This window comes from Rhodanobacter aciditrophus (genome assembly GCF_050026795.1).
In the GTDB taxonomy this organism is placed as follows: domain Bacteria; phylum Pseudomonadota; class Gammaproteobacteria; order Xanthomonadales; family Rhodanobacteraceae; genus Rhodanobacter_A.
The window spans coordinates 956,918-977,027 of record NZ_JALBWP010000012.1 but is presented as its reverse complement, the minus strand read 5'-3'; the positions used below and the strand labels follow the sequence as shown (position 1 = coordinate 977,027).

Here is a 20,110-nt window from a genome sequence, read left to right as displayed (position 1 = left end):
CCGCATTTCGCTGGCTGAACGCGCGATGTTGCGGTGCAATGTCGACGGTTCGATAATGCGCAGCCACGCGGACCGTTCCCGCAGGAAACCGAAGTCATGCACCTGAACATGTTCAAGGCGAAGATCCACCGCGCCACCGTCAGCCACGCCGAGCTGCATTACGAGGGCTCGATCGCGATCGACGGCAACCTGCTCGACGCCGCGGGCATCCGCGAGTACGAGCAGATCCATGCCTGGGACATCGACAACGGCGAGCGCTTCGTCACCTACGCGCTGCGTGCCGAGGAAGGCTCGGGCATCATCTCGGTGAACGGCAGCGCCGCGCGCAGCGTGCAGGTGGGCGACCTCATCATCATCGCCGCGTTCGCCCAGGTCGACGAGAAGGAGCTGGCCCAGTTCCAGCCCACCTGCGTCTACGTGGACGCGGACAACCGCATCACCCATACCAACCGCTCGATCCCGAAGCAGATGGCGGCTGCCTGAGCCGGCTGTTGCAGGAGCGCACCCTGTGCGCGAATGCTTTCGGCTTCGATCAAGCGTCAAGGCATGCGCGCACAGGGTGCGCTCCTGCAGGTGAATCAGAACGCCGGTAGCACCGCGCCCCGGTACTTCTGCTCGATGAAGGCCTTGATCTCCGGGCTGGTCAGCGCCTTCGCCAGCTTCTGCACGCGCGGGTCGTCCTGGTTGTCGGGGCGGCCCACCAGGCAGTTCACGTAGGGCGAGTCCTTGTCTTCGATCAGCAGGGCGTCCCGGGTCGGATTGAGCCCGGCCGCCAGCGCGTAGTTGGTGTTGATCAGGGCCAGGTCCACCTCGTCCAGCGTGCGCGGCAGCATCGCCGCCTCAAGCTCCTTGAACCTGAGCTGCTTCGGGTTGACCGTGACGTCCTTCGGCGTGGCCAGCGCGTTGCCGGGGTCCTTCAGCGTAATCAGCCCGTGCTTGGCGAGCAGCAGCAGGGCGCGGCCCTCGTTGCTGGGGTCGTTGGGCAGCGACACGGTGGCGCCCACGGGCAACTGGTCGATGCTCCTGATCCTGCGCGAGTAGGCGCCGAACGGCTCGATGTGCACGCCCGTGATGCATGTCAGGTGGGTGCCGTGCTCGCGGTTGAACGCATCCAGATAAGGCTTGGTCTGGAAGTAGTTCAGGTCGATGTTCTTCTCGACCACCTGGGTGTTCGGCTGCACGTAGTCGGCGAACACCTTGATCTCCAGCTTCACGCCCTCCTTCGCCAGGATGGGCTGCGCCTGCTTGAGGATCTCCGCGTGCGGCACCGCGGTGGCGGCGACGGTGAGCGTGTTCGCATCCTCCTTCGGTGCCGAGCAGGCCGCGAGAAGCAGGGCGAAGGCCGCGCAGCCGGCGGCGCGCAGCATCCGCGTCACGACGGCTTGCGGGCGCAGCCGGCGAGCAGCAACAGGGCGAGAATGGCGGAGATCGCGGGGAGCAGCATCGGTCATGGCGGTTTCCAGGGGCGGGTCCAGACTAGACGTCCAAATCTTGGTGGGGAAATAACCGGATCAGTGGCGCTTATAACGCGCCACGATGCGGTCACCGAGCATCTGCAGCAGCTGCACCAGCACCACCAGCAGCACCACGGTGACCAGCATGTAGTCGGACTTGTAGCTGAGGTAGCCGTAGCGGTAGGCAAGGTCGCCCAGGCCGCCGGAGCCGATCGCGCCGCCCATCGCGGTGTAGCCCACCAGCGCTATGGCGGTCACCGTGATGCCAGCGGCGATGCCGGCGCGCGCCTCGGGCAGCAGCACGTGGCGCACGATCTGCCAGGTGCTGGCGCCCATCGCCTGGGCCGCCTCGATCACGCCCTGCTGCACCTCGCGCAGCGCGGTTTCCACCAGGCGCGCGAAGAACGGTGCGGCGCCGATCACCAGCGGCGGGATCGCGCCGCGCACGCCCAGCTTGGTGCCCACCAGCACGTAGGTCACCGGCATCAGCACGATCATCAGGATGATGAAGGGCACCGAGCGCAGCACGTTCACCGCCAGCGAAACGATGCCGTACAGCTTCGGCATCGCGCGCAGCTGGCCCCGGCCGGTGAGGTAGAGCAGCACGCCCAGCGGCAGGCCGATGGCCACGGTGAGCGCCAGCGCGCCGCCCAGCATCAGCAGGGTGTCGATGCAGGCGCGGCCGAGCTCGCCCCAGTCGTCGATGTTGGGAAACAGCGTCTGCAGCAGCGGCGTGGTCATGGCAGCTCCTCGATCTCGATGCCCGCCTCGCGCAAGGCGGCGAGCGCGGCGTCGGTATTCGCGCCTTCCAGCGTCAGCGTGAGCTGGCCGTAGGGCAGCTCCTTGATGCGGTCGATGCGGCCGGCGAGCAGGTTGAAGTCCACGCCGCTCTCGCGCATCACCTGGCTCAGCACCGGACTGAGCGTGGTGGCACCGCGGAACGTGAGGCGCAGCATGCGGCCCCCCACCTGGGCCAGTGGCGCCTGCGCGCTGGCGGCTTCCTCCGGCAGCGCCTCGTTGACGAAGCGCCGCGTGGTGGCGTGCCGCGGGTGCAGGAACACGTCGGCCACCGTGCCCTTTTCCACGATGCGGCCCGCATCGAGCACGGCCACGCGGTCGCAGATGCGGCGCACCACGTCCATCTCGTGGGTGATCAGCACGATGGTGAGCTTGAGCTCGCGGTTGATCGCGGCGAGCAGGTCGAGCACCGAGGCGGTGGTCTGCGGATCGAGCGCGCTGGTGGCCTCGTCACAGAGCAGGATCTCCGGCCGGTTCGCCAGTGCGCGGGCGATGCCCACGCGCTGCTTCTGGCCGCCTGAGAGCTGCGCGGGATATTTGGTCGCGTGCTCGCCGAGGCCCACGCGTTGCAACAGCTCGCCGACGCGGGCGCGGATCGTCGCCGCGTCGCGCTCGCCCGCGAGGCGCAACGGGAACGCCACATTGTCGGCCACCGTCTGCGAGGCGAGCAGGTTGAAGTGCTGGAAGATCATGCCGATGCGCCGCCGCTGTGCGCGCAGCGCCGGCTCGTCCAGTGCGGTCATCTCGGTCTCGCCGATCAGGATGCGCCCGCCGCTGGGCCGTTCCAGCAGGTTGATCAGCCGGACCAGGGTGGACTTGCCCGCGCCGGAATGGCCGATGATGCCGAACACCTCGCCATCCATGATGTCGAGGCTGAACGGCTGCAGCGCGGGGATGTCCTTGCCGTCCACGCGGTAGGACTTGTGTACGTCGAGGAAGCGGATCACGGGGGTTCGGCATCGGGACGGGCGGCCATTCTAGCGTCTGGCGTAGACTTCCATACGTCCATCCACGGAAACACCGGCCATGAGCAGCATCTACGACTTCAGCGCGCGCGACATCGACGGCAACGAGCGTTCGTTGTCCGAGTGGCGGGGCAAGGCCCTGCTGATCGTGAACGTGGCCTCGAAGTGCGGCTTCACCCCGCAATACGCCGGCCTGGAACAGCTGTGGCGGAACGGGCGCGACCGCGGCCTGGTGGTGCTGGGCTTCCCGTGCGACCAGTTCGGCCACCAGGAGCCGGGCGACGAGGCGGCGATCCGCGGCTTCTGCCATGCGAACTACGGCGTGACTTTCCCGCTGTTCGCCAAGATCGAGGTGAACGGCGAGCACGCGCACCCGCTGTACCGGTGGCTGAAGCACGAGGGCAAGGGCATCCTTGGCAGCGAGGCGATCAAGTGGAACTTCACCAAGTTCCTGGTCGATGCCCACGGCCACGTGGTCAAGCGCTATGCCCCCGCGGACACGCCGGAGAAGATCGGCAGGGAGCTGGACCGCCTGTTGGCGGATTGAGCGCGATCACTCGCCGCCGCGCCAGCCGGCCAGCAACTCCACGATCGCGTCGATGTCCTGGTTGGCGCGCGGTCCATCGGGGGCGCGCTGGTAGTTGTTGAGCAGGATCGCGAACGCCAGCGGCTTGCCGTCGGCCGTGGTGACGTAGCCGGCGAGGCTGTGCACATGGGTCATGCTGCCGGTCTTGGCCTGCACGCGGTCGGTGGCCGGGCCGTCGCGCATGCGCCACTCCAGCGTGCCGTCCACGCCGGCCATCGGCAGCATGCCGCGCAGCGCGGCGGCCCAGGGCTGTGCGGCCAGGTACTGCAGCAGCCGCACCATCGCCGCGGGTGTCACCAGGTCGTCGCGCGACAGCCCGGTGCCTTCCTCCAGCAGCACCGAGGACGGCGCGATGCCGATGCGTTCGAGCAGGCCGTGCAGTGCGTGCAGCCCCCAGGCCGCGCTGCCGAGGAAGCCGACTGGCGCATCGGGCTCGTTCGCCGCCGCGGCCTGCGCGCCGACGCCGTCGATCTGCAGCAGGTTCTGCAGGTACAGGTTCTGCGAGCGTTTGAGGCCCTGGGCGAGGATGTCGCTCACCGGCGGCGACAGCACCTCGGCCAGGATCCGTGCGTTTGCGCGCAGCGCGGCGTCGTTCTGTGGCCAGGCCAGCACGCGCAGGCCACCTTGCAGGCGCACGCCGCGGCGTGCCAGCGCGGCAAGCAGCTCCTCGCCGGCCTGTCGCGCCGGATCGGGAATCGCCAGGCGGTAGGTGCGCGGGGGCGTGCCGGCGGCGACGCTGCCGAAGGCATGCAGCAGCGGATCGCCCAATGCGCGGTAGAGGTTGATGTCGTCGGGCTCGTGCGCTGTCGCCGTGGCCAGCGTGTCGGCCAGCGGCGGCGCCGCCACGGCGGGCGAGAACGCCAGCAGCGGCGGCTGGCCCGCCCTGGTCGCAGGCGTCACCGTCAGCGACACCATGTTCTCGTGCACGCTGAGCGCCGAGGCCGGCGCGGCGAACCAGCCCAGCAGGTCGCTCGCCTCCCAGCCGTTGCCGAACCGCGGGCCGGAGAAATAGGTGGCGTCGGCGACCAGGTCGCCGCGCACCTTGCGGATGCCGCGTGCAGCCAGTTGCGCAGCGAGATCGTCGGCCCAGTCCGGGTTCGCGTCCGGCGTGCCGAGGGTCGGGTCACCCATGCCGTACAGCAGCAGGGGGCCGTCCAGCCGGCCGTGCCGTATCGGTGCGGCCGAGAGCAGACGGGTGGGGATGCGGTAATCCGCGGCGAGCGTGGACAGGGTCAGCGCTGCGGTGAACAGCTTGGCGGTCGAGGCGGGCTGGAACAGCTTGCCGGCCTGGTGTTCGTACAGCGTGCGGCCACTGTCGAGCGAGACCACCGCGATGCCCCAATCGGCGGCGGCGTAGCGCGGCTGGCGGATGATCGCGTCGATCTGCGCGGCGAGCGCCGGTCGCACCTGTGGCGCGGTGGCTGCCGTCGGCTGGCTGATGGCCAGCAGCAGGCATAGCAGCAGGGCGGTCCGGCGTGCGATCCGATTCATCCGCCGAGTATCCCGCAGCGGCGTCGCGCTCAGCCAGATGCCGGCACGGCGATCCGTGCATGGCGACGCGGCGGCCGCGGTGCGATCCGGCTCGGCGCGCGCACCGCGATGAAGGAGGGAAGGCGAAGCGGCGCGTCTCCCGGGTGCGGGGACGCCGATCTGCTAGGCTGGCCGTTCGTGCCGGTGCGAAGCCGGTTCATTCACCGTCACCGGAAACCGTCATGCAGATCGCCCCGAACACCGTCGCCACCTTCCATTACACGCTTACCGACGATGACGGTCAGGTCGTCGACAGCTCCGCCGGTCGCGAGCCGCTGGCCTATCTGCACGGCCAGGGCCAGATCGTGCCGGGCCTGGAGAAGCAGATGGAAGGGCGCCGGACCGGCGACAAGTTCGACGCCCACGTGACGCCGGAGGAAGGCTACGGCGTGCGCCACCCGGAACTGGTGCAGGAAGTGCCGCGCGAGGCTTTCCAGGGCGTGGCGGACATCCAGCCAGGCATGCAGTTCCAGGGCCACGGCCCGCAGGGTGTCATCAACGTCACCGTAACCAGGGTCGAGGACGACAAGGTGCACATCGACGGCAACCATCCGCTGGCCGGCAAGGCCCTGCACTTCGCGATCGAGGTGACCGGGGTGCGCGAGGCCACCGAGGAGGAGCTGTCGCACGGCCACGTGCACGGCGCGGGTGGCCATCACCACTGACGCACGATCATGCAGGGACGCATGAAGGTCGCCATCGTGGGTTACGGCGCCGCCGGTCAGGCGGCGTCGTTGTTTCTGGCAGGCCAAGGTCACGACCTGAGCGTGTTCGAGCAGGCCGACGCGCCGGGGCCGGTGGGCGCAGGTTTCCTGCTGCAACCCATTGGACTGGCGGTGCTGGAACGGCTCGGTCTGCGCGAACGGGCGCTGGCGCAGGGCCAACGTATCGAATCACTGCATGGCCGCACCATGGACGGCCGGCAAGTGATGGCCATGCGCTATGCCGACCACGCGCCGGATTGCTACGGCTTGGGCATGAGTCGCGGCAGCCTGTTTTCGCTGCTGCGCGATGCATATGCCGAGGCCCGCGATATCCATGTCGGCACGCGCATGGTGGGCGTGGACGCAGAAGCCGGCCTGTTGTTCGACGAGCACGGCGGAAGCCATGGTCCGTTCGATCTGGTCGTGGCTGCCGACGGCGCGGGTTCGCGCCTGCGCGCCAGCCTGCCCGGATTGGCCACCCGCGATGCGCTTTATCCATGGGGTGCGGTGTGGTGCCTGTTGCCGGCCGAAGGCTGGCCGCATGCCGACACCCTGCAGCAACGCTATGCCGGCGCGCGCGAGATGGTCGGCGTGCTGCCGGTAGGGTACCGTGCCGACCGCCACGGCCGCTGGCTGACCTTCTACTTCAGCCTGCCGGGCAAGCGGGTGGACGCGTTCGACGATGTGGCGCTCGCACATCTGCGCGAGCGGGTGGCGGCACTGTGGCCGCAGGTGCTGCCGCTGCTGGCCGGCATCGAGGCGCCGGAGCAGTTGCAGCGTGCGCGCTATCGCGACGTGGTGATGCCGGTGCCGAATCGCGGGCGCGTGGTGTTCCTCGGCGATGCGGCGCACGCAATGAGTCCGCAGCTCGGGCAGGGCGTGAACATGGCGCTGCTGGACGCGCAGTCGCTGGCGGACGCGTTGGCCACGCACGACGATCTCGCGCAGGCCTTGCGCGCCCATGTGCGCGCGCGCCGCCGCCACTTGCAGGTGTACCAGTCCATGAGCCGCTGGCTCACGCCGCTGTTCCAGTCGAGGCACGATGGCCTGGCGCGGTTGCGTGACCTCGCTTTCGGCCCGCTTGGGCGTTTGCCGCTGGCGCGCGGACAGATGCTGCGCATCCTCACCGGCACCAAGCAGGGATGGTGGCGTTAAAGCATTTTGCGATAGACCACGAAGCCCGACTTCTCGGCAACCCGGTCGTAGAGGCGCATCGCCGTGGCGTTGCTTTCGTGGGTCTGCCAGTACACGCGCGGCGCCTTCGCCCGTTGCGCGAGTTCGCAGACGCGCTCGATCAAGGCGCGGCCCACGCCGAGGCCGCGTGCTTCCGTCACGGTGAACAGATCCTGCAGATAGCAGCTGGGTCCGATCTGGATCGTGCTGCGGTGGAACAGGTAGTGCGCCAGGCCCAGCAACTCGCCGTCGCGTTCGGCCACCAGCGCGTGCACCGGCTCGGCCGGATCGTGGAAGCGCGCCCAGGTGGTGCGGGTGATGTCCTCGGGCAGCGCGGTGGCACCGCGGCGTCCGTAGAATGCGTTGTAGCCGTCCCACAACGGTTTCCAGCCGGCGTAGTCGGCCGCCGTCACGGGCCGGATCGAGATCGTGTGGTTCACGGGGCACTCGCTGCTGCGGATGTCGATGACGCAGCATGCACGTCGCGCCGGCGCCGCACCAGTGGCGTGCGGCGCGGACTCAATACCAGTCGAGCAGCGACACACCCACGCCGAGGTAGGTGGCGTTGTGGTTGTAATCGATCAGGCTCTCGCCGTAGCCCTTGAACAGCTCCATGTAGCCGCGCAGGTTGCCGGCGACCGGAAAGCTCCAGGTGAAGCGCGCGGCGCCGTGGCTGTGGCTGCCGCCGCGCAGCGAGTGGCGCAGCATCATGCCGAATTCCTGGCCGTGCCACTCGCGCACGATCTGCATGTCGGCGCGGCCGATGTAGTCGCTGATGTCGGGGTTGTCGTCGGTGCTGCGCGCCTCGGGGATGCGCCACCAGGGGCGGACAATCACGGTCCAGCCGGGGCGTTCGAAGCCGAAGTCGGCGATCACCCGGTTCCAGCTGCGCGACAGCGGATTGCTGCGGCCGTTGGACTGGTGGTCGATGCCGATGCCGAACAGGCGCCCCTCCCAGCCCAGCACGCGGTAGTGCGTGTCGAACACCAGCAGCGCCTCGGGCTCGTAGTCGGTCTCGCGGAACGGCCGCGACACCCGCGCGTTGTAGACCTGCCAGCGCGAGCTCTGGGTGTAGCCCAGCCACAGGTCGCCGGCGTCGCCGAACACGCCTTGCCACAACTTGGTCTTCAGGCTGAGCTGGAACTTGCCCTCGACGTTCTGCAGCTGCTGCGGCGTGCGCACGGTGTTGTCGGGATTCGGACTCTCCGGTTCGGTGTTCTGGTGGCTGGTGGCGAACAGCGGCAGTGCGTACACCGGCTTGTAGCCGCGCAGGTTGAAGGTGCCGAGCTTGCTCTCCGGCGACAGCTCCCAGCGGCTGTCCAGCAGCGACAGCGGCGGCGATACCCCGGACTTGGCCGCAGCGGCCGCGCCGGCCTGGCGGTCGTGCGCGAACACGCCGTCGTCGGCGGTGACGGGCTGCCCATTGCGTTTCTGCGCTGCCGGCAGCTGGTCGCGACCGGTGGCGTGGTCGTAGCAGGCCAGCCGCAGCGCATCGCTCTCGATCGCGGTGCAGGCGCGGATGTCCATCGGGTCGGGATTCTGCGCATGGCAGATGCCGGCGGCGAGGCAACCGGCCAGCAACAAGGCGCGGTGTTTCATGGGGACTCCGGTGGCGCGGTCCAGCGGGGATGGCCGAAGTCTAGGGGATGCGCCGAGGCAGTTTTTCGAACGGGCACGAAAAACCGGCCACATCGTCGATGTGGCCGGTTCGTCATGCAGGTCTTACTTCATCTGCTTGACCCAGGCTTCGTACTGGGTCTTGCTGATGCGCTTGCCGTTGTGGCTTGCGTGCAGGAAGTCGTTCGCCAGCGGCGGATAGGCGGCGGCCTGCTCCTCGGTGATCCACTTGCCGCCGCCGGAGAGCTGGCTGAACGGCGGCGGGGGGGCGATCTGCGGCGCGGCCGGCGGCACGCTGCGCACGGTCACTTCGGGTGGTGGCGTCTGTGCGGGCGGGGGCGCCGGCTGCATGGTGTCCTGCGAGGGCGGCGGGGTCTGGCCGGTGTTGTCCTGGGCGAAGGAAGTGCCGGCGAAGAACAGGGTGCAGGCGGCGAGTGCGGGCAACAGGGCGTTGCGTGCTTTCATGACGATTACTCCATGCCAGAATGTCCGAGGGAGTGCGAGCCTCGCGGGCGACAAGATGGCGCCGTGGTTCGCGGGACCTGTAAAGGACGCTAGCAGAGGCTGCATAAATGTCGTCGCAACATTCTTGTCGAACCGATGTGAAGGCGGCGTGCCGTTGATCGCCGCTTCAGCGAACACGGCCGCGCTGAGCCTGCCACAGGCGCGCGCGCTGCAACTGCACGCGCAGGGGCTGCTGCAGGCGCCGCGCCGCCGCCCGCGGCGCGACGACGTGGTGGCGGCGATCGAACGCATGCGCCTGCTGCAGATCGATTCCATCCACGTGGTCGCACGCAGCCCGTACCTGGTGCTGCATTCGCGCCTCGGCGACTATCCGATGGCGTGGCTGGACGAGGCGCTGGCCGACGGCCGCGTCGCCGAGTGCTGGGCGCACGAGGCCTGTTTCGTCGCCGCGCGGGATCTCGCCGCGCATCGCGCCTGGCGCGAGCGCGGCAGCCACTGGGCACAGCGCCACGCCGAGCGCATGCACCGCGAACATCGCCCGGCGATGGACGCCTTGCTCGCGCGCATCCGCGACGGCGGCGCGGTACTGGCGTCGGACTTTCCGCGCGAGGATCGTGGTGCCTCCGGCTGGTGGGAATGGAAACCGGAGAAGCGCTGGCTGGAAGCCTGGTTCGCGCTGGGCGAACTGATGGTGCCGCGGCGCGAGCGCTTCCAGCGCGTGTACGACCTCGCCGAGCGGGTGCTGGCGAAGCTCGATCCGCCGTTCGAGCCCAGCACGCTCGATCCGGCGCAATTGCGGCGGCACTTCATCCTCGACGGCGTGCGCGCGCTGGGCATCGCGCAGGCGCGCTGGATCGCCGACTACTTCCGCCTGAAGCCTGCGGTGAGCGCGCGCGAACTGGCGCCGCTGGTAGCCGGCGGCGACTTGCTGGAGGTGGCGGTGCGCGGCTGGGACGCGCCGGCCTACGTGCACCGCGAGCATGCCGGAGCGCTGGATCGCGCGTGCGGCGGCCGCCTGCGCGCGACCCACACCACGCTGTTGTCGCCGTTCGATCCGCTGGTGTGGGATCGCGCCCGCGCCCTGGCGATGTTCGGTTTCGACTATCGCATCGAGTGCTACGTGCCGGCACCGAAGCGGCGCTACGGCTACTACGTGCTGCCGATCCTGCATCGCGGCGCGCTGGTCGGCCGGCTGGACGCCAAGGCGCATCGTGCCGAGGGCGTGTTCGAGATCAAGGCGCTGTACCTGGAGGACGGCGTGGACGCCTCGCCACGGCTGCTTGAGGAAGCGGCTGCGGCGATCGCGCGCACCGCGCGCTGGCACGGCACGCCGCGGGTTCGCCTGGGGCGCTGCCGCCCGGCGGCACTGGCGCCGGCCCTGCGCCGCCTCTGGAGGGCGCAGGGTTGAGTCAGTGCGTCGCCGTGGCGGTGGCCGCCGGGGCGATGGGACTGCACGGGCGACTCTGCAGGCTCTGGTGCAGCTGGCCGGACAGCAGCCGGCAGCGGGCGTCCAGGTAGGGACGGGTCCGCGGGTCGCGCGAGGCCTGCTGCAGACTGTCGCGCATGGCCTGGTAGCGGGCCTGCAACTGGTCGGCCGGGAAGGTTGCCGCAGCACGGTGGCAGGCCAGGTAGCTCGCCAGGTAGGCGTCGCAGGACGGGACGCCGGTGATCGCTGCGGGCACCGGCGGTGCGGCGGGGCGGGATGGCCGGGTGGTGGCGCAGGCGGCCAGCAGCAGGCCGGCGCACAGCGGGAACAGCAGGCGGATGCTCAAGGTGGGGAGTCCTGCGGATGGGGTGGACATGATATTCACGCGGTCCCCGCTTGCGGATATCCGCTACGGTTATCGGTTACCATTGCAGGGCTGAGTTTGCCGGGGTCGCCAAGCACCGGTGGCCCGATGCAGCCGATCCGCGATCTGCCTCATCTGTTCACCCCGGGGTTGTTTTCCTTTGCACACCAGTAAGCCGGCTGCCGCATGTCGTGGCGGTCGAGTCTCCTTTGATTCGAAATACCCAGTGGAGTGATTCAAATGTCTGATCGTCAGATCGGTACCGTCAAGTGGTTCAACGATGCCAAGGGCTTCGGTTTCATCGCCCGCGACAACGGCCCGGACGTGTTCGTGCATTTCCGCGCGATCACCGGCAACGGTTTCAAGAGCCTTCAGGAAGGCCAGCAGGTCAGCTTCAAGGTGGTGCAGGGCCAGAAGGGCCTGCAGGCCGACGAAGTGACCCCCGCCTGATTGCCGTTCACGCGTCATCCGGAACCGGGCAGCGATGCCCGGTTTTTTTGTGCCCGCCATTCGTGGCTGGCGCCCTTCGGACCCAGGCTGGCGTGATGCCGAAAATCGCTTCCTGCGATTTTGTGTCCGCGGACACTTTCGGTGATCGATCCCGCTACCAGCACCACCGTTTCGACTGCGCGGGGATAACCGGCCCGGACAGCCCGGTCCGGACCGCACCATGCATGCCGGTCCGGGGCTGCCCGGGCCTCCTGTCGCCGGCCGCCGGGTTAATCGGGGCGTGCCCCGGAAAATGACGCTTGACATGTCGCTTGCATTCGTGAAATTCCGTTATGCTTGCCCCACTGCGTCTGCTTGGCCACGTGCGTGCCCGGTATGGAACCCCTGTCGATTCCATGTCGCTACACCCGACCCCGGCATGCCCAGTAAGCCGTCGACCCGCGGAGGTCGGCTCGTCTCAAGCGTCAGGAATGGATCGGAGTGAGTCATGTCGGATCGTGAAACAGGTACCGTCAAGTGGTTCAACGACGCCAAGGGGTTCGGCTTCATCAGCCGTGAGAACGGCCCCGACGTGTTCGTGCATTTTCGTGCCATCACCGGCACGGGCTTCAAGAGCCTGCAGGAAGGCCAGAAGGTGACGTTCAAGGTGGTGAACGGCCAGAAGGGTCTCCAGGCCGAGGAAGTCACCCCGGTTTGATCGCCGTACCGCAAGCGGAAAAGGCCGGCGCGAGCCGGCCTTTTCTTTTCCGTTGCGATCGTCCTTGATCGCGGAAATCAAATGGCGACCATTCGCGGTCGCACCCGTCAATGAACCTCACGACTGCGGTCATCGAACCCGACGTGCTGCCGCTGGCGATGGCCGACGGCGTGCGCGCGGAGTTGCTGTGCGTGGCGCCAGCCGGCGTGCCGCGCGCGGCCGTGTACTGGCTGCCGGCGATGGGCGTGCCGGCGAAGCATTACCTGCCGCTGGCCGCGGCGCTGGCCGCGCAGGGCGTGGCGGTGGCATTGCACGAGTGGCGCGGCATCGGCTCCAGCAACCTCCGCGCCGGCCGTCGCCGCAACTGGGGCTACCGCGAACTGCTGGCGGTCGACTTGCCTGCCGGGCTGGCAGCGATGCGGGCGCACTGGCCGCAGGCACGCCCCCGGTTGGGTGGCCACAGCCTGGGCGGGCAACTGGCCTGCCTTTGCGCCAGCCTCGGCCCCGCCGACATGGCGGGCATCGTGCTGGTGGCCAGCGGCGCGCCGTACTGGCGGCGCTTCCGTCGCGGCACCCTGATCGGCCTGGCCTACATGCTGGCGCCGGTGCTGGCGACGGTGCTGGGGCATCTGCCCGGCCGTCGCCTCGGCTTCGGTGGCAACGAGGCGCGCGGCGTCGTCGCCGACTGGGCGCGCAGCGGGCGCAGCGGGCGCTACGCCGCGACGGGCATGGACGTGGACTTCGAGCAGCGGCTGGCCGCCGTGGAACTGCCGGTGCTGGCGTTGCGCCTGCGCGACGACTGGCTGGGACCGGCCGCCTCGCTGGACTGGCTGCTGGACAAGCTGCCGCACGCGCTGCGCCGCCACGAACTGGTCACGCCGGACGAACTGGGCGGCCAGCCGGCCGACCATTTCGGCTGGATGAAGGCGCCGGAGGCGGTGGCCGCGCGCATCGCCGACTGGATCGCCGCACACGACACAGTGTTCGCGGCAATGCCACGCTGCGGCCCTTGATGCGGTACGGGCGTGCCTGCACTGTAGGGGTTTGCCTCCACCGGCCTATCGTCCGATGAAATTGTTCGAACCCTTCCCGCAGCGCAGCCTCAGCCTGCGCAATCGCATCGTGGTCTCGCCGATGTGCCAGTACTCGGCCGTCGACGGCGTGCCCGAGCACTGGCATCTGGTGCACCTGGGCAGCCGCGCGGTGGGCGGCGCGGGCGCGGTGATCGCCGAGGCCACTGCGGTGTCGGCGCAGGGACGCATCTCGCCGGGCGACACGGGCATCTGGAACGATGCCCAGGTCGCCGCCTGGCGGCCGATCACCGCCTTCATCGCGGCGCAGGGTGCGGTGCCCGGCGTGCAGCTGGCCCACGCCGGCCGCAAGGCCAGCGCGCACCGGCCGTGGGAAGGCGGCGGTGCGCTCACCGCGGCACAGGGGGCCTGGACCACGGTGGCCCCATCGGCGCTGCCGTTCGACACCGGCTGGCACACGCCCGAGGGGCTGGATGCGGCAGGCATCCGCCAGTTGATCGACGATTTCCGCGCGGCGGCGCGGCGCGCACTGGCTGCCGGCTTCCGGCTGGTCGAGCTGCATGCCGCGCATGGCTACCTGCTGCACCAGTTCCTGTCGCCGCTCAGCAACCTGCGCGACGATGAATACGGCGGAAGCTACGAGCGCCGCACCCGGCTGGTGCGCGAGGTGGCCGTCGCGGTGCGCGAGGAGTGGCCGGCGGAACTGCCGCTGTGGCTGCGCATCTCGGCCACGGACTGGGCCGAGGGCGGCTGGGACATCGAGCAGAGCGTGCGGCTGGCGCGCGAACTCAAGCCGCTGGGCGTGGACCTAGTCGACGTGTCCAGCGGCGGCCTGCTGCCGCACGTGAAGATCCCGCTGGCACCAGGCTACCAGGTGCCCTTCGCCGCGCGCGTGCGCCGCGAGGCGGGCATCGCCACCGGCGCGGTGGGCTTGATCACCGGGGCGCGGCAGGCCGCCGACATCGTGGACAACGGCGAGGCCGACGTGGTGCTGATCGCACGCGAGAGCCTGCGCGACCCGTACTTCCCGCGCCGGGCCGCGCAGGAACTGGGTGCGCAGCTGCCCGCTCCGGCGCAATATCGACGGGCATGGTGAACCGGAGGGACGATGAACGCGCAACCGATCCAGATCGACGGCCGTCTGCACGATCTCGGTGACGGCTTCGCCGTGCGCCGGCTGCTGCCGGTGCTGCAGGCGCGCCACGTGGGGCCGTTCGTGTTCTATGACCACATGGGGCCGGCGGACTTCGCGCCCGGCCGCGGCATGGACGTGCGGCCGCACCCGCACATCGGCCTGGCCACCGTGACCTGGCTGTTCGACGGCACGATCCGTCATCGCGACAGCCTGGGCAGCCTCGCCGACATCCGCCCCGGCGCGGTGAACTGGATGACCGCTGGCCGTGGCATCGTGCACTCCGAGCGCACGCCGCCGGAGGCGCGCGCCGCGGGCCAGCGCCTGCACGGCATCCAGGTGTGGGTGGCACTGCCGCGCGACCACGCGGAGATCGCGCCGGAGTTCCATCACCATGAAGCGAACGAGTTGCCGCGCGTCACCCGGTCCGGCGTGGATCTGGTGCTGATCACCGGCACCGGCTGGGGCGCGGTCTCGCCGGTGAAGGTGTACGCGCCGATGTACTTCGCCGAGGCACGGTTCGAGGCCGGTGCCGAACTGGCCTTGCCGACGGAGCATGCCGAGCACGGCGTGCACGTGATCGAGGGCGGGCTGGCGTGGGGCGGTCTGCGGCTGGAAGCAGACCGGATGGCGGTGCAGGCGGGCAGGTCCGTGCCGCCGCTGCGGGCCACCGGCGCCGGCCGCGCGATCCTGTTCGGCGGCGCGCCGCTGGATGGCGAGCGCCACCTGTGGTGGAACTTCGTGGCTGCCGACACCGCGCGCATCGAGCAGGCCAAGGCCGACTGGCGCGAAGGACGCTTCCCCGCGGTGCCCGGCGACGAGGAAGAATTCATTCCGCTGCCGCCCGGTTGAGGAGCAGCTCCCGATGCCCGAATTCGCCAGCTTCCGCGCGTTCTACCCCTATTACCTTGCCGAGCACGGCAACCGGATGTGCCGGCGCTGGCATTTCGTCGGCAGCACGCTGGTGCTGCTGATCCTGCTGCTGGCTGTCGCCAGCGGGCGCTGGGCCTGGCTGTGGCTGCTGCCGGTGGCCGGCTATGGCTGCGCGTGGATCGGCCACTTCGTCTACGAGAAGAACCGGCCGGCCACGTTCCGCCACCCGTTCTACAGCCTGATGGGTGACTGGGTGATGTACGCGCAGATGCTGCGCGGCAAGGTCAGTTTCTAGCGGTACTGCTGGTGGCAGCTCTGGCAGGTTTCGCCCACCGGCTTCAGCGCCGCGGCCAGCGCCGCGCAGGTGGCCGGCGCGGACACGGCGGCCTGCTGCAGGCGCGTCTGCAGCTGGTTCGCGTCGTCGGCAAAGGCTTTGTCGGCGATGCCGAAGGTGGGCAGGATGTCGGTGGCGGTGGACTGCAGGCGCAGCAGGTGGTGCTGGACCTTCGCCGCATCGCACTGCTGCGCCTTGAGCGCCTGTTTCAGCTCGCCCATGTGGTAGCCCATGGTATGCATCACCGCGGCGGGCATGGGGTTGCGTGCCGCCAGCGCGTTCATCACGTTGACGGTGCCGACCACGCCGATGGCCAGGCCGAGCAGGATCAGGAGGGCTGCGCGCATCGCACGGGTTCCATTGCGGAGACAGGCCGGCGAGGATACCCCGGATCGCCGGGAGGGGACGATAGAATCGGTGCTTTGCGCAACGCGGCAGCCCGAGTGTGACGATGAGCGATACCCGTTTCCCGCACGAACGTTTCGCCGGCATCGAGCGCCTGTACGGCGCCGGCAGCGTGGCGAGGCTGGCGCAGCGCCACGTCTGCGTGGTGGGCATCGGCGGCGTGGGCTCGTGGGCCGCCGAGGCGCTGGCGCGCAGCGGCGTGGGGCGGCTCACGCTGATCGATGCCGACGAGGTGTGCGTATCGAACACCAATCGCCAGCTGCATGCGCTGGACGGCGAGTTCGGCAAGCCCAAGGTGGGCGTGATGGCCGCGCGGCTGCATGCGATCAACCCGGCGCTGCGGCTGGAGGCGATCGAGCGTTTCCTCACCACCTCCACGCTCGACGAGCTGCTCGACCGCGGCTACGACGCGGTGCTGGACGCCTGCGACGCGTTCCGCGTGAAGCTGGAGACGATCGCCTGGTGCCGGCGACGCAAGCTGCCCATCGTCAGCGTGGGCTCGGCTGGCGGGCGCACCGACCCCACGCAGATCCGCGTGCGCGACCTCTCGCGCACCGAGCACGACGCGATGTTCAGCCTGATCCGCAAGAAGCTCCGCAGCGACTTCAACTTCCCGCGCAGCCCGCAGCGCTACTTCGGAGTGCCAGCGGTGTACTCGCTGCAGAACGTGCAGTACCCGCAGCCGGACGGTACCGTCTGCGGCACCCGTCCGCCCGGCGGCGACGCGCTGAACCTCGCCTGCGGCGGCGGCCTCGGCGCCGCCACCCACGTCACCGGTGCGTTCGCGTTCGCTGCGGTGGGCAAGGTGATGGAGCGGCTGCTGCAGGCCGGCGACTAGGCGCGACGGTCAGCGGCCGGCCGCATCGCCGTTGGCGGGCCGGATACGGTTGCCGCCTGCTTTCTTGGCGAGATACATGGCGTGGTCGGCAGCCTTGGCCAGTTGCTCGATGTCCTCGCCATCGATGGGGAAGATGGCCACGCCGATGCTCGCCGAGACGTGGACCGGGCAATCACGCAGCTGGAACGCCGGGCCGAGCGCGGCACGGATCCGTTCCGCGATGTCCATGCCTTGTTCCGGAGTGGCAAGCGCATCGAGCAGCACCACGAACTCGTCGCCGCCGATGCGGCCGGCGAGATCGTGCCCGCGCAGGCAGCCGCGGATGCGGCTGGCGACTTCGCACAGCACCAGGTCGCCGGCAGGATGGCCGTGACGGTCGTTGACCTGCTTGAACCCGTCCAGGTCGATGTAGAGCAGTGCCACGCGCGTCTTCGCGTTCGCCGCGCTTTCCAGCGTGGCCTTCAGGCGGTGGCGGAACAGGTTGCGGTTGGGCAGGTCGGTCAGGGGATCGTGGAGGGCAAGATGGTGCAGCTGCGCCTGGGCCTGCTTGCGTTCGATCGCGGTGCTCACCTGGGTGGCGACGAATTGCAGCAGCTCGCCGTCGGCGCCGGTGTAGCCGACCTTGCCGCGATGCTCGACCACCAGCGCGCCGATCGTGCCGTCCTTTGACTGCAGCGGGGCGCCGAGCCAGTGCGTGGATGCCTCCGCCACGGTCGCGGTCGACTGCACGACCCGGCCGCTGCCGATCACCTCGGCGATGCGCGCGTCGACGGCGGGCTCCGTATGCCCGGGCGGGACCGCACACCCGCGGGCCACGTACGGAAACTGCAGGCGGTCCGTCGCACGATCGTGCAGGGCGACCAGGAAGTCCGTCGCGGGCAGGATGCCGCCGATGATCCGGTGCAGCTGCTCGAACAGCGACGGCAGGTCCTGCGCAGCATGCGCTGCCTCGGAAACGGCGTGCAGCGCCTGCCGCATCGATTCGCCGCGCTTGAGCGCGGTGATGTCCCGGGCGACGGCGATCCGCACGCGGTCGGCCTCGGACCAGCGCGCCGACCACATGATGTGCACCACTTCCCCGTCCTTGCGCAGGTAACGGTTCTGGAAGTTGGATTCGGGCCTGCCGCCCATGATCGCCGCGGCGGTGCGCAGCGTGATGGCGCGGTCATCCGGATGCACGAAATCGATCATCTGCTTGCCGACCACCTCCGCGGGGGCGTAGCCGAAGATGCGCTCGAAGGCGGCGCTGACGAACACGTAGCGTCCCTCGGCGTCGACGACGCAGATGGCATCCAGCAGGAGATCAAGGATCTTGTCCAGCGGGGTGAGTTCGGTCGTTGCCATCGGTTCCAGACGGGTGGTGGCGCACTGCCGGAATCGGTGGGCACGTCCTGTGCCATTGCAGGGCGGCGTCGCCGCCTCGCCCTGCTGGTCCCCGCGTACGGCGGACGGGCATTCCGGCGATGCCGCCCGTTCGGCATCCTGCCTGGCCTCGCAGTCCCTGTGCGGGGTGCGCTTCGACGCATCCCGCAAATGCAGCATCTACCAGCCCATGTAATGCCCGCCGTTGATGGCGAGGTTGGCACCGGTGATCCAGCTTGCCTCGTCGGTGGTGAAGAAGGCCACCGCGTGGGCGATCTCCTCGGGTTTGCCGAGACGACCCACCGGGATCTGCGCCACGATCTTCTCGCGCACTTCCTCCGGCACCGCCATCACCATGTCGGTGCCCACGTAGCCCGGCGAGACGGTGTTGACGGTGATGCCGAACTTCGCGCTTTCCTGTGCCAGCGAGATGGTGAAGCCGTGCATGCCGGCCTTGGCGGCGGCGTAGTTGGCCTGGCCGTACTGGCCCTTCTGGCCATTGATCGAGCTGATCTGCACGATGCGGCCCCACTTGCGCGCGCGCATGCCCTCGATCACCGGGCGGGTGACGTTGAAGCAGGCATTGAGGTTGGTGTTCACCACCTCGATCCACTGCTGGTAGCTCATCTTGTGGAAGGTGGTGTCGCGGGTGATGCCGGCGTTGTTGACCAGGATCTCTACCGGGCCGCACTGCGCCTCGATCGCCCGGATCATCTCCGCGCAGGAAGCGGGGTCGGAGACATCGCCGGGCACCATGCACACTTCGATGCCGTCGGCGGCCATCGCCTTGCGCCAGGCTTCGGCCTTGTCCGCGTTGCGGTAGTTGGTGGCGACCCGGTGCCCCTGCCGGGCCAGATAGCGCACGATCGCGCTGCCGATGCCGCCGGTACCACCCGTGACCAAAGCCGTGCGTTGCATCATGTCCAGTCTCCTTGGGTTCGCTGCGGGCGCGCGTCACGACGATCGGCGACCGGCGTTGGCCCAAGGAGAGATTTATAACCGCTCAGCCGGCAAAGCAACCGCTGCGTCGTGGAATAAGCGCCGGATCGAAGCGGGACAGGGCCGCCGCCAGCAGCGCCGGTGCGTCGGGGGCGTCCGTGGGCACCGGCTGGCCGAGAAAGGCCAGCGCACGGCGCAGCGCCGGCAGGGGGACGGTGGGATCCACCGGCCAGGCCTGCTCCGACTTGGAAAGCTTGCGCCCGGCGCCATCCAGCGCCAGCGGCAGGTGCAGATAGTGCGGGGTGGGCAGGCCGAGCAGGCGCTGCAGGTGGATCTGCCGCGGCGTGGAGTCGAGCAGGTCGCAGCCGCGCACCACTTCGGTGATGCCCTGGTGCGCATCGTCCACCACGCAGGCCAGCTGGTAGGAATACAGGCCCTCGACGCGGCGTATCACGAAGTCGCCCGCGCTTTCGCGCAGGTTCTGCCGTTGCGGACCCTGCACGACGTCGTCGAAGGCGATCTCGAGGTCCGGGGCGCGCAGCCGCCAGGCCGGTTCGCGCCGCGGATCGGGTGGCGCCACGCAGCGGCCGTCGCGGTGCGGCGCTGCACCGGCGGCCAGCCCGCTGCGACTGCACCAGCAGGGGAACACCGCGCCGGCCTCGCGCAGGCGCGCGAACGCGGCATCATAGGCGGCCCGGCGCTGCGACTGGTACAGCACCGGGCCGTCCGCCGCGAAACCGAAGGCCGGCAAGGCGGCGAGGATCGCGGCCGCCGCGCCGGGAACCTCGCGCGGCGGGTCGATGTCCTCCATGCGCAACAGCCATCGGCCGCCGGCCTGGCGGGCGCGCAGCCAGCTGCCGAGCGCGGCGACCAGCGAGCCGAAATGCAGGCGGCCGGTGGGGGAAGGGGCGAAGCGTCCGCGGTAATCCATCCGCGGCAGTCTGCCTGTCCGGAGCACGGCTGGCGA

Annotated in this window: 24 protein-coding genes; 12 read left to right on the top strand and 12 right to left on the bottom strand. The window is 69.5% G+C overall.

Annotated features, from left to right (window positions below):
* The first annotated feature begins 96 nt into the window (after positions 1-96).
* Positions 97-483, top strand: coding sequence for an aspartate 1-decarboxylase (gene panD, locus ACQGNW_RS17565; RefSeq protein ID WP_426664673.1), 387 nt, complete (start codon positions 97-99; stop codon positions 481-483).
* Between the two features lie 95 nt (positions 484-578).
* Here panD and ACQGNW_RS17560 read toward each other — a convergent pair whose 3' ends face one another.
* The 3 genes from ACQGNW_RS17560 to ACQGNW_RS17550 form a co-directional block, all read right to left on the bottom strand.
* The gene (locus ACQGNW_RS17560; RefSeq protein WP_426664791.1) at positions 579-1,367 is read right to left on the bottom strand and encodes a MetQ/NlpA family ABC transporter substrate-binding protein; all 789 of its coding nucleotides are present in this window, start codon (positions 1,365-1,367) and stop codon (positions 579-581) included.
* Between the two features lie 144 nt (positions 1,368-1,511).
* Complete coding sequence (locus ACQGNW_RS17555) at positions 1,512-2,195, bottom strand: methionine ABC transporter permease (protein WP_426664672.1); 684 nt, start codon at positions 2,193-2,195, stop codon at positions 1,512-1,514.
* Positions 2,192-3,199, bottom strand: coding sequence for a methionine ABC transporter ATP-binding protein (locus ACQGNW_RS17550; RefSeq protein WP_426664671.1), 1,008 nt, complete (start codon positions 3,197-3,199; stop codon positions 2,192-2,194). Before ACQGNW_RS17550 ends, ACQGNW_RS17555 begins: the two co-directional genes overlap by 4 nt.
* Positions 3,200-3,278: 79 nt before the next feature.
* On the opposite strand from ACQGNW_RS17550, the gene ACQGNW_RS17545 reads away from it, so the two are divergent.
* Positions 3,279-3,764, top strand: coding sequence for a glutathione peroxidase (locus ACQGNW_RS17545; RefSeq protein ID WP_426664670.1), 486 nt, complete (start codon positions 3,279-3,281; stop codon positions 3,762-3,764).
* Between the two features lie 6 nt (positions 3,765-3,770).
* Here ACQGNW_RS17545 and dacB read toward each other — a convergent pair whose 3' ends face one another.
* Positions 3,771-5,294, bottom strand: a complete 1,524-nt coding sequence (gene dacB / locus ACQGNW_RS17540; RefSeq protein WP_426664669.1) for a D-alanyl-D-alanine carboxypeptidase/D-alanyl-D-alanine endopeptidase — start codon at positions 5,292-5,294, stop codon at positions 3,771-3,773.
* A 221-nt stretch (positions 5,295-5,515) separates the two neighbouring features.
* Here dacB and ACQGNW_RS17535 point away from each other — a divergent pair, with 221 nt between their 5' ends.
* Complete coding sequence (locus ACQGNW_RS17535) at positions 5,516-5,998, top strand: FKBP-type peptidyl-prolyl cis-trans isomerase (RefSeq protein WP_426664668.1); 483 nt, start codon at positions 5,516-5,518, stop codon at positions 5,996-5,998.
* A gap of 21 nt (positions 5,999-6,019) precedes the next feature.
* Entirely contained in the window at positions 6,020-7,192 is a 1,173-nt protein-coding gene (locus tag ACQGNW_RS17530) for an FAD-dependent oxidoreductase (RefSeq protein WP_426664667.1), read from the top strand.
* Here ACQGNW_RS17530 and ACQGNW_RS17525 read toward each other — a convergent pair.
* The 3 genes from ACQGNW_RS17525 to ACQGNW_RS17515 all read right to left on the bottom strand — a co-directional run bounded on the left by ACQGNW_RS17525 (position 7,189) and on the right by ACQGNW_RS17515 (position 9,292).
* The gene (locus ACQGNW_RS17525) at positions 7,189-7,650 is read right to left on the bottom strand and encodes a GNAT family N-acetyltransferase (protein ID WP_426664666.1); all 462 of its coding nucleotides are present in this window, start codon (positions 7,648-7,650) and stop codon (positions 7,189-7,191) included. The genes ACQGNW_RS17530 and ACQGNW_RS17525 overlap by 4 nt on opposite strands.
* 79 nt (positions 7,651-7,729) lie before the next feature.
* Positions 7,730-8,809: a phospholipase A gene (locus ACQGNW_RS17520; RefSeq protein ID WP_426664665.1), complete on the bottom strand. Its 1,080-nt coding sequence runs from the start codon at positions 8,807-8,809 to the stop codon at positions 7,730-7,732.
* A gap of 123 nt (positions 8,810-8,932) precedes the next feature.
* Entirely contained in the window at positions 8,933-9,292 is a 360-nt protein-coding gene (locus ACQGNW_RS17515) for a hypothetical protein (protein WP_426664664.1), read from the bottom strand.
* A gap of 148 nt (positions 9,293-9,440) precedes the next feature.
* On the opposite strand from ACQGNW_RS17515, the gene ACQGNW_RS17510 reads away from it, so the two are divergent.
* Positions 9,441-10,700, top strand: a complete 1,260-nt coding sequence (locus tag ACQGNW_RS17510; RefSeq protein WP_426664663.1) for a winged helix-turn-helix domain-containing protein — start codon at positions 9,441-9,443, stop codon at positions 10,698-10,700.
* A 1-nt stretch (position 10,701) separates the two neighbouring features.
* On the opposite strand, the gene ACQGNW_RS17505 is transcribed toward ACQGNW_RS17510, so the two are convergent.
* The gene (locus ACQGNW_RS17505) at positions 10,702-11,064 is read right to left on the bottom strand and encodes a hypothetical protein (protein WP_426664662.1); all 363 of its coding nucleotides are present in this window, start codon (positions 11,062-11,064) and stop codon (positions 10,702-10,704) included.
* A 258-nt stretch (positions 11,065-11,322) separates the two neighbouring features.
* On the opposite strand from ACQGNW_RS17505, the gene ACQGNW_RS17500 reads away from it, so the two are divergent.
* The 6 genes from ACQGNW_RS17500 (at position 11,323) to ACQGNW_RS17475 (ending at position 15,560) form a co-directional block, all read left to right on the top strand.
* A complete protein-coding gene (locus ACQGNW_RS17500; protein WP_367845585.1) occupies positions 11,323-11,532 on the top strand; it encodes a cold-shock protein in 210 nt (69 codons plus the stop codon).
* 487 nt (positions 11,533-12,019) lie between these two features.
* A complete protein-coding gene (locus tag ACQGNW_RS17495) occupies positions 12,020-12,229 on the top strand; it encodes a cold-shock protein (protein WP_426664661.1) in 210 nt (69 codons plus the stop codon).
* A 110-nt stretch (positions 12,230-12,339) separates the two neighbouring features.
* On the top strand, positions 12,340-13,242 hold the full coding sequence (locus ACQGNW_RS17490) for an alpha/beta hydrolase family protein (protein WP_426664660.1): 903 nt from the start codon (positions 12,340-12,342) through the stop codon (positions 13,240-13,242).
* A 55-nt stretch (positions 13,243-13,297) separates the two neighbouring features.
* Positions 13,298-14,356 (top strand): NADH:flavin oxidoreductase/NADH oxidase, encoded by a 1,059-nt coding sequence (locus ACQGNW_RS17485; protein ID WP_426664659.1) that lies wholly within the window; start codon positions 13,298-13,300, stop codon positions 14,354-14,356.
* Positions 14,357-14,368: 12 nt separating this feature from the next.
* The gene (locus ACQGNW_RS17480; protein ID WP_426664658.1) at positions 14,369-15,244 is read left to right on the top strand and encodes a pirin family protein; all 876 of its coding nucleotides are present in this window, start codon (positions 14,369-14,371) and stop codon (positions 15,242-15,244) included.
* A gap of 13 nt (positions 15,245-15,257) precedes the next feature.
* Positions 15,258-15,560 carry an Mpo1-like protein gene (locus ACQGNW_RS17475; RefSeq protein WP_426664657.1) on the top strand — a complete coding sequence of 101 codons (303 nt, stop codon included), beginning with the start codon at positions 15,258-15,260 and terminating at the stop codon, positions 15,558-15,560.
* On the opposite strand, the gene ACQGNW_RS17470 is transcribed toward ACQGNW_RS17475, so the two are convergent.
* Entirely contained in the window at positions 15,557-15,946 is a 390-nt protein-coding gene (locus ACQGNW_RS17470) for a cytochrome c (protein WP_426664656.1), read from the bottom strand. The two genes, ACQGNW_RS17475 and ACQGNW_RS17470, sit on opposite strands and share 4 nt — an antisense overlap.
* Before the next feature lie 104 nt (positions 15,947-16,050).
* On the opposite strand from ACQGNW_RS17470, the gene ACQGNW_RS17465 reads away from it, so the two are divergent.
* Complete coding sequence (locus ACQGNW_RS17465) at positions 16,051-16,842, top strand: tRNA threonylcarbamoyladenosine dehydratase (protein WP_426664655.1); 792 nt, start codon at positions 16,051-16,053, stop codon at positions 16,840-16,842.
* Between the two features lie 9 nt (positions 16,843-16,851).
* Here the strand turns inward: ACQGNW_RS17465 and ACQGNW_RS17460 are convergent, their stop codons facing one another.
* The 3 genes from ACQGNW_RS17460 to gluQRS form a co-directional block, all read right to left on the bottom strand.
* The gene (locus ACQGNW_RS17460; RefSeq protein WP_426664654.1) at positions 16,852-18,186 is read right to left on the bottom strand and encodes a diguanylate cyclase domain-containing protein; all 1,335 of its coding nucleotides are present in this window, start codon (positions 18,184-18,186) and stop codon (positions 16,852-16,854) included.
* 198 nt (positions 18,187-18,384) lie between these two features.
* Complete coding sequence (phbB, locus tag ACQGNW_RS17455; RefSeq protein ID WP_426664653.1) at positions 18,385-19,125, bottom strand: acetoacetyl-CoA reductase; 741 nt, start codon at positions 19,123-19,125, stop codon at positions 18,385-18,387.
* Positions 19,126-19,207: 82 nt separating this feature from the next.
* Positions 19,208-20,074 carry a tRNA glutamyl-Q(34) synthetase GluQRS gene (gene gluQRS / locus ACQGNW_RS17450; protein WP_426664652.1) on the bottom strand — a complete coding sequence of 289 codons (867 nt, stop codon included), beginning with the start codon at positions 20,072-20,074 and terminating at the stop codon, positions 19,208-19,210.
* Positions 20,075-20,110 lie beyond the last annotated feature (36 nt).

What these genes read in the sequence shown, in the direction of transcription:
- ACQGNW_RS17495 (WP_426664661.1), top strand. Translation starts at nt 12,020, where the DNA reads ATGTCGGATCGTGAAACAGGTACCGTCAAGTGGTTCAACGACGCCAAG.
- ACQGNW_RS17500 (WP_367845585.1), top strand. Translation starts at nt 11,323, where the DNA reads ATGTCTGATCGTCAGATCGGTACCGTCAAGTGGTTCAACGATGCCAAG.
- ACQGNW_RS17485 (WP_426664659.1), top strand. Translation starts at nt 13,298, where the DNA reads ATGAAATTGTTCGAACCCTTCCCGCAGCGCAGCCTCAGCCTGCGCAAT.
- ACQGNW_RS17475 (WP_426664657.1), top strand. Translation starts at nt 15,258, where the DNA reads ATGCCCGAATTCGCCAGCTTCCGCGCGTTCTACCCCTATTACCTTGCC.
- ACQGNW_RS17560 (WP_426664791.1), bottom strand. Translation starts at nt 1,367, where the DNA reads ATGCTGCGCGCCGCCGGCTGCGCGGCCTTCGCCCTGCTTCTCGCGGCC.
- ACQGNW_RS17470 (WP_426664656.1), bottom strand. Translation starts at nt 15,946, where the DNA reads ATGCGCGCAGCCCTCCTGATCCTGCTCGGCCTGGCCATCGGCGTGGTC.
- ACQGNW_RS17545 (WP_426664670.1), top strand. Translation starts at nt 3,279, where the DNA reads ATGAGCAGCATCTACGACTTCAGCGCGCGCGACATCGACGGCAACGAG.
- panD (WP_426664673.1), top strand. Translation starts at nt 97, where the DNA reads ATGCACCTGAACATGTTCAAGGCGAAGATCCACCGCGCCACCGTCAGC.
- ACQGNW_RS17515 (WP_426664664.1), bottom strand. Translation starts at nt 9,292, where the DNA reads ATGAAAGCACGCAACGCCCTGTTGCCCGCACTCGCCGCCTGCACCCTG.
- ACQGNW_RS17520 (WP_426664665.1), bottom strand. Translation starts at nt 8,809, where the DNA reads ATGAAACACCGCGCCTTGTTGCTGGCCGGTTGCCTCGCCGCCGGCATC.
- ACQGNW_RS17530 (WP_426664667.1), top strand. Translation starts at nt 6,020, where the DNA reads ATGAAGGTCGCCATCGTGGGTTACGGCGCCGCCGGTCAGGCGGCGTCG.
- gluQRS (WP_426664652.1), bottom strand. Translation starts at nt 20,074, where the DNA reads ATGGATTACCGCGGACGCTTCGCCCCTTCCCCCACCGGCCGCCTGCAT.
- ACQGNW_RS17465 (WP_426664655.1), top strand. Translation starts at nt 16,051, where the DNA reads ATGAGCGATACCCGTTTCCCGCACGAACGTTTCGCCGGCATCGAGCGC.
- ACQGNW_RS17535 (WP_426664668.1), top strand. Translation starts at nt 5,516, where the DNA reads ATGCAGATCGCCCCGAACACCGTCGCCACCTTCCATTACACGCTTACC.
- dacB (WP_426664669.1), bottom strand. Translation starts at nt 5,294, where the DNA reads ATGAATCGGATCGCACGCCGGACCGCCCTGCTGCTATGCCTGCTGCTG.
- ACQGNW_RS17555 (WP_426664672.1), bottom strand. Translation starts at nt 2,195, where the DNA reads ATGACCACGCCGCTGCTGCAGACGCTGTTTCCCAACATCGACGACTGG.
- phbB (WP_426664653.1), bottom strand. Translation starts at nt 19,125, where the DNA reads ATGATGCAACGCACGGCTTTGGTCACGGGTGGTACCGGCGGCATCGGC.
- ACQGNW_RS17480 (WP_426664658.1), top strand. Translation starts at nt 14,369, where the DNA reads ATGAACGCGCAACCGATCCAGATCGACGGCCGTCTGCACGATCTCGGT.
- ACQGNW_RS17460 (WP_426664654.1), bottom strand. Translation starts at nt 18,186, where the DNA reads ATGGCAACGACCGAACTCACCCCGCTGGACAAGATCCTTGATCTCCTG.
- ACQGNW_RS17490 (WP_426664660.1), top strand. Translation starts at nt 12,340, where the DNA reads ATGAACCTCACGACTGCGGTCATCGAACCCGACGTGCTGCCGCTGGCG.